This is a genomic window from Streptomyces sp. NPDC096193, assembly GCF_040302905.1.
Classification (GTDB): Bacteria; Actinomycetota; Actinomycetes; order Streptomycetales; family Streptomycetaceae; genus Streptomyces.
Genome location: NZ_JBEOSJ010000039.1, coordinates 38,406 through 45,790 on the forward strand (window position 1 = coordinate 38,406; position 7,385 = coordinate 45,790).

The 7,385-nt window shown below is 71.8% G+C and carries 6 protein-coding genes; all 6 read right to left on the minus strand.

Annotation, left to right across the window (positions count from 1 at the left end):
- Positions 1 to 12: 12 nt before the first annotated feature.
- Entirely contained in the window at positions 13 to 1,053 is a 1,041-nt protein-coding gene (gene acmL, locus ABTX78_RS33885; protein WP_352210615.1) for a 3-hydroxy-D-kynurenine methyltransferase AcmL, read from the minus strand.
- 57 nt (positions 1,054 to 1,110) lie between these two features.
- Positions 1,111 to 2,373 (minus strand): kynureninase, encoded by a 1,263-nt coding sequence (locus tag ABTX78_RS33890; protein ID WP_352210616.1) that lies wholly within the window; start codon positions 2,371 to 2,373, stop codon positions 1,111 to 1,113.
- 73 nt (positions 2,374 to 2,446) lie between these two features.
- Entirely contained in the window at positions 2,447 to 3,289 is an 843-nt protein-coding gene (locus ABTX78_RS33895) for a tryptophan 2,3-dioxygenase (protein WP_352210617.1), read from the minus strand.
- Positions 3,286 to 4,179: an alpha/beta hydrolase gene (locus tag ABTX78_RS33900; RefSeq protein WP_352210618.1), complete on the minus strand. Its 894-nt coding sequence runs from the start codon at positions 4,177 to 4,179 to the stop codon at positions 3,286 to 3,288. Before ABTX78_RS33900 ends, ABTX78_RS33895 begins: the two co-directional genes overlap by 4 nt.
- A gap of 4 nt (positions 4,180 to 4,183) precedes the next feature.
- Positions 4,184 to 4,816 (minus strand): DUF6875 domain-containing protein, encoded by a 633-nt coding sequence (locus tag ABTX78_RS33905; RefSeq protein ID WP_352210619.1) that lies wholly within the window; start codon positions 4,814 to 4,816, stop codon positions 4,184 to 4,186.
- A 72-nt stretch (positions 4,817 to 4,888) separates the two neighbouring features.
- Positions 4,889 to 7,385 (minus strand): alpha/beta fold hydrolase (locus tag ABTX78_RS33910; protein WP_352210620.1); only part of this gene is annotated, 2,497 nt, incomplete at its 5' end.

A 7,385-nucleotide genomic window follows, 5' to 3' on the forward strand; every position in this document is an offset into this window, starting at 1 on the left:
CTCGCTGGGGCGTCACTTGACCGCGCTGATCACGCCGTGCGGCGTCCACCGGCCGCCGGGCAGCCGCTCGGGCTTCACGAACCCAGCCGCGGCGAACCACTCCTCGTACTGGCCCCACCGGTAAATCGTGCTGCTGGCAGCCGGTAGCGTCGCGAAGTACACGTTGTCCAGGGCCGCGTACAGCGGGCCGTCCCCGCTGTCGTCGGACATGGCGTTGAACACCAGCACCCGCCCGCCGTCCGGCAGCGCCGCGTGCGCCTTACGCAGCAGCCGTATGTTCTCCTGCGGTGACCAGATCACGAACTGATTGGCGAAGAGCACGCAGTCGTGGCCCGTCGGGTAGGTGTCGGCGAAGATGTCCGCGGCCCGCACGGAGATCCGGTCGGACAGACCGTGCTCGGCGACCTTCTTGCGGGCGATCTCCACCGTGCCGGGCAGGTCCACGACGGTGAACTCCACGCCCGGGTTGGCCTGGGCGAGGGCGATAGCGTTGACGCCGTCGCCGCCGCCCACGTCGAGCACGCGCCGCACCCCGGTGAGGTCGGCCTTCTCGACCAGTACGGGGTTGGACAGCTGGGACCAGGACCGCATGCAGCGGTAGAACAGCTGCTCCAGCCCGGGGTCCGCGGACAGCCGGTGGTAGAGGTCCTCCCCCGTGCCCTTGATCCGTCGCAGGCCGACGTTGGTGTTCTCGCGCAGCGACGCGACGAAGTCCACCTCGGCGGGCCGGACAATCCGCTCCTCGTACTCGACGAGATCCTCAATGATCTCCCAAGAGCCCTCCAAGAAGAAGCCGTTCAGCACGTCGGCGTTCCCGTAATCGTCGCCCTGACGCACCGTCAACCCGAGGGCGGTGGTGCCGAGCAGCAGGATCTGTACCGGCCGCTCCTCCAGGTCGAGTTCCCGGCCGATTTCCGGCGCGGTCAGGCCCGGTCGCCGGTGCAGCAGGGTGAACAGGCCCAGTTCGCTGCCCGCGCGGAGCATCTGAAAGGCCGAGGAGCCGAACAGGATCTGTACCAGTCCGTCGGTGGTGAGCGGGGATGCGTGAGCCATGTGCACTCCGAATCGGCTGAGGTGGAGAGGGTGGTGTGCGGACAGGGGGGGCGGAGGTCAGGTCACCCGGGCGAGGCCTGCGGGCCGGGAGGCGTAGGCGCCCTCGGCCACGACGTCGCGGATACGGGCCAACGCGTCCCAGACGTCGGTGAACCGGGTGACCAGAGGGGAGAGACCGATACGCAGCCGGTCCGGGACCCGGTAGTCGCAGACGACCTTCGCGTCCGCGGCCAGCGCCTGGCAGATCCGCCAGGCGTCGGGGTGGTACAGGGACAGATGCGAACCGCGCCGCTCCGGCGGACGGGGCGAGGCGGGCCGGAAGTCCAGCGGAGTGAGCCAGGCGTCCGCCAGATCGTCGGCCAGCCGGCCCAGCCTCAGCCCCTTGGCCCGGATCCGCGCCAGGCCGGCCTCCTCGACCAGGGCGACGGCGGGATCAATCGCCGCCAGCGACACCAGCGGCGGGGTGCTCACCAGGAACCGCTCGATGCCCGGCACCGGGTCGTAGTCGGGCCCCATCTCGAACTGCCCGCGCTGCCCGTACCAGCCCCACACCGGCTGCCGCAGCCGGGACTGCAGGGCGCGCCGCACATAGAGGAAGGCGGGTGAACCCGGGCCGCCGTTGAGGTACTTGTACGTGCAGCCGACGGCGAGTTCCGCGCCGGTGCCGGCCAGGTCCACGGGGACGGCTCCGGCGGCGTGCGACAGGTCCCACACCACCCGCGCGCCGGCCGCTCGGGCAAGGTCGTTCACGTGCGCCATGTCCAGCAGCGCGCCGCTTCGGTAGGACACCAGAGACAGCACCACCAGCGCGACGTCACCGTTCAGCGCGGAGCGCAGCGCATCGAGGTCGAGGCCGCCGTCGAGGTCGGACGGCAGCCGCACCAGCCGCAGCCCGCGCTGTTCGGCGAGGCCCTGGACGATGTACCGGTTGGTCGGGAAGTCCTCGGCGTCCATCAGGACGGTGCCGCGTCCCGGTGCCGCGTCGAGGGCGGCGGCGGCCAGCTTGTAGAGATTGACCGACGTGGAGTCGGAGATCACCACCTCGCCGGGCGCGGCGCCGAGCACGTGCTCGGCGAGGCGGTCGCCGAGCCGGGCGCCCCAGTCGATCCAGCCCTGCCACGACCGCACGAGTCCGCCGCCCCAGCCCTCCTCGACCACCTCCCGCAGCACCTCCGGCGTGGCGGCGGGCAGCGGGCCCAGCGAGTTGCCGTCCAGGTAGATCAGCTCCGGATCGGCGATGACGAACCGCTCGTGGAACGCGGCGAGCGGATCGGCCGCGTCCAGTTCCTCGGCCACCGTGCGCGGGATCCCGCTCACCATCGGCCCTCCTTCTGTCTCGTGTCGTCCGTGTCCGCGTGTCCCCGCCGTATGCGGGAGGCCGTGGGCAGCCCGGTCAGAGCGTGGAGCGCACCGACCACAGTTCCGGGAAGAAACGGTGCTCACTGATCCGGGCGAGCCAGGCCACGCCCTCGGTGCCGCCGGTCCCGGGCTTGGCGCCCAGCATCCGCTGCACGGTCACCAGGTGGGTGTAGCGCCAGCGGGCGAACTGGTCAGCGGTGTCCATCAGCGCCTCGGCGAGCAGATGCAGGTCGCGATGGCGCCCGGGGTCCCGGTAGACCGACCGCCAGGCCTCCTCGACCTCCGCGCCGCCGCGGTGCGGCCGGGTGACGTCCCGGTCCGGGGAGTCGTCCGGCGTGAGCAGCCCGCGGCGCGCCAGCAGCGCGAGCGCGGCGTCGTACAGGCTCGGCTCGTGCAGCTGGCCGACCACCGCGTCGTAGCCCGCCGTGTTCCGGTGCGGCTCGGCCATCGCGGGGTTCTTGTTGCCGAGGAGGAACTCCAGGCGCCGGTAGCCGGCCGACTGGAAGCCGGAGGCCGACCCCAGGACGTCCCGGAACTCGGCGAACTCCACCGGGGACAGCACGGAGAACGTCTCCCACGACACCAGCAGCACCTGCTGCACCCGCGCGGCGCGGCGCAGCGTCCACAGCGCGTCGTCAAGCAGGTCGTTGACCAACTGGTCGCGCGCCGTGCTGAATTCGGTGTGCAGCAGCTTGAACAGCAGCTCCTTGACCTGGCTCATGATGATGAACCCCGGCTCGGTGCGGGCCGAGCTGAGCGGATGCTGCAAGCCCAGCAGCTCGTCCATCCGCGCGTAGTGGGCGTACGGGGTCGTGTCCGACGGGGATCCGACGGACAACGGGCACGCGGGGCTCCGGGTCGACTGTTCGGTGGTCATGCGGTCCTTCCTTCCAGTCTCATCTGCGCCAGGACCGCGTCGCCCAGCCCGGTACCCGGAACGCCCAGGTCGTAGGGGAGGTCGAAGTGGTCGCGCCGGTCGGCGACGACCTCCGTCACCACCGCCCGGGAGCGCAGCGCCGTCACCATCCGGTCGTGTTGGCGGACGTACTCCTCGGTCTCGTTCCCGCCGCGGGCGACCACCGTCTCGGGCAGCCGCGCCGGCAGCCGGCGGATCGGGCTGTTGCGCAGGGCCGCGGACTCGTCCAGCCGCAGCGCGTCGTTGACGTAGGACAGGCGGACCGGCTCCAGGTTGTACATGCCGCTGAGCAGCACCGCCCCGGCGATCCGGTCGGACACGCCCGGGCCGGCCGACGCATCCGGAAGCAGGGCCATGGCGGCTAGGTGCGCGCCGGCCGAGGTGCCGCACAGGTGGAGGCGGTCCGGGGCGAACCCGAGCCCGTGCGCGTGCCGCAGCAGCCAGTCGACGGCCCGGCGCACCATGCCCGCCATGGCGTCCAGGCCGACGTCCGGCGCCAGCCCGTACTCGATCACCGCGACCGCCGCGCCGGCGGCCAGCAACGGCGGCACCGGGAACGCCGATTCGGCGCGGCCGAGTGCCTGCCAGTTCCCGCCGTGTACGAACACCAGCAGCGGAGCCCGCCCGGCCGCCGGTCCGGGGAAGTAGTCGAGCCTCTCCGCCGGGTGCGGGCCGTAGGCGAGGGAGCTCCGCACCGGGTGGTCCCGGCGCGCGGCCTCGCTCAGGCGCTCGTACTCGCGCAGGTAGGCGTCCAGGCTCGCCACGCGGGAACTCGGCGAGTACTGCCGGTCCAGCGTCGCCTGGTCCATGCCCCGGTACACGGCACCTCCGGCCGGCGGTGCGTCGCGCATGCGCTCAGCTCCCCGGCGCGTAGCCGGCACGGGCCCGCTCGTACATCTCGGTCAGCAGCGGGTCGATGCCGTGAGACCCGGTGCGGTAGCGGGCTCCGAAACGGCTCGCGTACTCCTCGAACCACTCCCGCCGGTCGGCCAGGAACAGCACGTCGTGGATCGCCATCGACCGCACCGCCATCATCGGCACCGGGGCGTGGCTCACCTCGAACGCCGGGTTGCGCGCGGCCTTCTCCTCGCACTTCTCGTGGAACTGGGCGATCATCAGCCCCCGCCGCACACTCTCCGGCTTCAGCGCGGTGTGCGCCGTGTCCAGCAGGTGCAGGTGCTCGGCCGGCAGGTCCGGCAGGACGAGCAGCAGCGAGCGCAGATTCGGGTTGCCGGACTTCCAGTCGACCTCGCTGAACTCGTCGAGGCCGCAGCGGACGATCTCGTCGATCAGGGTCTGGCTCGGGGTGGGGCCGACGAGCCTGACGCGGATCTCCAGCGCGTCGGCACGCTGGGCGGGTTCGACGAACGGGCACACCGGGCCGGTGCGTCCGAGTTCGCCGTGCGGTCGGCGGATGTACTCGCTCAGCCATTCGTCCACGGCGGCCAGGGCCTCGGCCACGTCGACGGAGAGCACGTCGGTCAGCATCAGTGTCAGTCCTCGGGTGTCGGTCCTCGCGGACGGCGGACGGCGGGTTCCTGGTGGGCGGCCCGCTAAAGGTCACTCGTCGCCGGTGAGGTCGTGGAGCTTGGCCGAGAGGATGCGGCCGATCTCGACCAGCGTGTCCGGGCGGGTCAGCATCGACCCGTGGTCGCCGGGCACCACATGGGCCTCGACGGAGCCGCGCACGTACGGCTGCCAGGCCTCAGCGGTCACCGGCGGGTCCTGCTCCTCCGAGCAGGCGATCAGCAGCACGTCCCCGTCGATCGGGCCGGGCCGGTAGTCGACGGTCAGATGGGTGTTGTTCGCCGAGATCTCGGTGATCGTCGTGAGCCGGTCCTCCTCCAGGTTGGCCAGCACACTGCCTTGCCGGCGCAGGATCTCCCGCGCCTTGGCGAAGGTCATCTCCTCGTTGACGTGGTGGCTGCCGTCGTCGACGAGACCCACGTGGTAGAGCAGCATCACCCGGTCGTCCGGGGCGGGCACGTCGGCGTGGGTGAGGCCCTGCCAGTCGGGGATCACGTCGAGCACCGCGACCAGCGCCACCGGCTCGCCGCGCCGCTGGAACTCCGCGGCCAGCGCGTGCGCGCACAGCCCCCCGAACGACCAGCCGGCCAGGTGATACGGCCCGTGCGGCTGCACCCGCTGGATCTGGTCGGCGTAGTCCACCGCCATCTCCTCCATGCTGGCGGGCCGCGGTTCCGGCCGGGCCAGACTGCGCGCCTGGATGCCGTACAGCGGGTACTGCGGCCCCAGATGCTTGATGAGCGCGCTGTACGACCAGCTGATGCCCCCGCCCGGATGGACACAGAACAACGGCGGCCTGCTGCCCCCGGTGCGCAGGGGCAGCATCACCTCGTACGAGCCGTCCGCGTCGTCGACGTCGAGCCGGGCCGCGATGCCCGCCGGTGTCGGCGCCTCGAACAGGCTCCGCACGCCCAGCTCGACACCGAAGGCCGCGCGCAGCCGGGCCATCAGCCGGGTGGCCAGCAGCGAGTGCCCGCCCAGGTCGAAGAAGTCCTCGCTCACACCGACCACCGGTCGGCCGAGGACCTCCGCGAACAGCTCGCACACCACCTGCTCCTGCGGGGTGGCCGGCGCCCGCCCGATGTCGTCGCGCTCCGGTTCGAACGCCGGCAGCGCGGCCCGGTCGAGCTTGCCGTTGGAGGTGAGCGGCAGCCGGTCGAGCGGAACGACGGCGGCGGGGCGCATGTACTCGGGCAGCCGACGGCGCAAGTGCTCCCGTACGGTCATGAGCAGGGCGCCGGTGCTCCGGCCGGTGGCCGGGCTGGTGGTCCAGGAGGACAGCGGGGTGCCGGGGCCGGCCGCGCCCGTGGGCGCGTAGGCACCGACGGGCACCCCCCCGCCGAGCAGTTCGCGCTTGACGTACGTGAGATCGAGAGCGGCCGGGTCGTGCCCATTCCAGCTGATCGCCGTCCAGTAGCCGTACTTCTCGCCCAGACGGTGCAAGTCCTCCGGATCGACGCCGGCCGTGTCCCGGACGTCCAGTGCCGTACCGGACTCGAGCGCGCGTTGTGCGGCGAGGTCGGCCGCGATGCGCGCGTGGGGTACCCCGGTGACGCGCAGCCGGTCGGGCTGCGCGCTGCCCAGATGATCGGCGAGGGCACCCAGGTCACGGGTCCAGGGTCGGGTGGGGGCGTCGTCGAGGGGATGGGTGGTGATGCCGGTCTTGTAGAGGGTGGCGTCGTAGCGGTAGCGGGTGAGTTCGTTGTGGGCGGTGCCGCGCTTGAGCTGGATGTCGGTGCCCGCCAGGTCGGGGACGTGGTGAGCGAGGGCACCGAAGTACTCGGGGTCGACGAGGAGTTCCTTCTCCAGCACCAGGCTCTGCTCCACGGCACGGCGGATCGCGGCCGTGTCGGTCGGGTCCTCGGCACGCGCCGCCTGCACACCGGAGACGAAGGTCCGCAGCAACCGCGGATGACGCAGGTCGCCCAGGAACAGGGCGCCACCAGGCGCGAGCAGACGGAAGGCCTGCTCGACGACCTGCGTCAGATATCCGCCGTTCGGGAAGTACTGGGCCACGGAGTTGAGCACGATCGTGTCGAAGTGGCCCTGCGGAAGGTCGCCGTGCTCGTGGGCGGCCTGCACCCGAAGCCTGACCCGCCGGGCCAGCTCGGGGTCGGCTTCGACATGGCGCCGCAACGCCTCCACGACGACCGGGGAGAAGTCCGTGCCCCAGTACTCCGCACACTCGGGCGCCAGTCCGGACAGCAGCAGACCGGTGCCGACACCGACCTCCAGGACTCGGCCGGGCTTGAGGGCCCTGATCCGCTCGAGCGTGGCCGCACGCCACTCCCGCATCTCGGGCAGCGGGATCGGATCGCCGTCGTAACTGCTGTTCCAGCCGGAGAAGTCCTCACCCAGCGTCGAACCGGGCGCCGAGTACAACGAGTCGTAGAGATCCCGCCACTCGCCGATCTGGTCCCGCTCCTCCTCGTCCCCCGTCGGTCCGCCGGTGTCGGGGACGACATAGGCGATCAAACGGGTGCTGCCCGGCTGGTCGTGGTGGGCGACCACAGCGGCCTGCCCGATCGCC

Coding starts and splice junctions, on each gene's coding strand:
- acmL (WP_352210615.1), bottom strand. CDS start 1,053: ATGGCTCACGCATCCCCGCTCACCACCGACGGACTGGTACAGATCCTG.
- ABTX78_RS33890 (WP_352210616.1), bottom strand. CDS start 2,373: ATGGTGAGCGGGATCCCGCGCACGGTGGCCGAGGAACTGGACGCGGCC.
- ABTX78_RS33895 (WP_352210617.1), bottom strand. CDS start 3,289: ATGACCACCGAACAGTCGACCCGGAGCCCCGCGTGCCCGTTGTCCGTC.
- ABTX78_RS33900 (WP_352210618.1), bottom strand. CDS start 4,179: ATGCGCGACGCACCGCCGGCCGGAGGTGCCGTGTACCGGGGCATGGAC.
- ABTX78_RS33905 (WP_352210619.1), bottom strand. CDS start 4,816: ATGCTGACCGACGTGCTCTCCGTCGACGTGGCCGAGGCCCTGGCCGCC.